The organism is Streptomyces sp. NPDC101166 (assembly GCF_044768125.1).
GTDB lineage: Bacteria > Actinomycetota > Actinomycetes > Streptomycetales > Streptomycetaceae > Streptomyces.
Window position 1 is genome coordinate 1 of record NZ_JBIWPF010000218.1, and the last position, 1,197, is coordinate 1,197.

The window sequence follows — 1,197 nt, forward strand, 5'->3', positions numbered from 1 at the left end:
CGTCGGGCAATGCCACAACGACCGTGTTTGATGTCTCCGAACCTGCCACGTTGCCTCGCGTTCGACGTATAACAACACCGCATTCAGGACGTTCATTACAATAAACCTCAGAATGCTCCTGTCAAGCCTTACACGGCAGTAGAACTACCGGAGTAGACTTCCAACCCTTGAAGCAACAACCGAGGAGCGAGATGGCGGACGGTCCGAGATACCAACGGATCGCAGACCTCCTCCGCGAGGAGATCCGCGCCGGCAAGTGGGAACCGGGCGATCGACTACCGAGTCACAATGAGTTGGCCGATCAGATGCAGGTCTCGATTACGACGGCTCGCAATGCGATTCAACTCCTGGTTGCCGAGAATTTGATCTATACAGCGACTTCCCGGGGCACCATCGTGCGCAGCCAGGAGGTCCTGGAATCCGTTGTGACCAACCACATCCGACCTGATCGGCCGCGTGCGGCCCACGACATCTTCTCGGAGATCGCGCGCGCGGCCGGTCGCGAGCCGTCCAAACAGTTCAGCGCGAGAATGGAACCGGCCAGTCAGGAGGTGGCGCACTGGCTGGGCGTGGCGCGCGACGAATGGGTCGTTTCGCGAACTATCATGCAGTATCTGGACAACGAACCGTGGTCATGGGAGGTCAGCTTCTATCCGCGAGATCTGGCCGAGGCCACCGGAATCGACGCGCCGCACGATATCCCCGAGGGGACGACGCGGCGCCTCGCCGACCGCGGTTACGCCGAGACGGCGCACCGCGACACGGTCGTTTCCCGTCCCGCCACGGCCGAGGAAGCGGCCTTATTGGGCGTCGGTCCAGGCACCATTCTTCTCGATCATTTACGCATCGGGGCCAATCATGATCGCGTCACTCGAGTGACCCGTCATCGTTCCACTGCGGCCCGCAACCGATTGGCATACGAATTGGGCGATGACGAAGGAACGGACATTATTCGTAAAACTCTGGGCGCGCCATTTCCGACCGGTAATTCTCATTCCTTCGGTAATTCCCTGCTACCCGGTTCGCCATGAAACCGCACCTGCGTCGGGCCCGCGTCGCGGATCTGGGGACCATCACCCGGTTCCGGTTGCAGCGCACCAGCTGGCTGGCGGCGCGCGGCAGTGACCAGTGGACGCGGGCCGGACGTGGTCTACCCATCGAGACCTTCGTCCGGTCCGTGGCCCACGCGGTCCGGCG

1 protein-coding gene is annotated in these 1,197 nt (G+C 61.8%); it reads left to right on the top strand.

All coding sequences use genetic code 11. The annotated features are described in order from the left end of the window. Positions 1–167 precede the first annotated feature (167 nt). Positions 168–1,031 (top strand): GntR family transcriptional regulator, encoded by an 864-nt coding sequence (locus tag ACIRS4_RS37860; RefSeq protein WP_404204761.1) that lies wholly within the window; start codon positions 168–170, stop codon positions 1,029–1,031. Positions 1,032–1,197 lie beyond the last annotated feature (166 nt).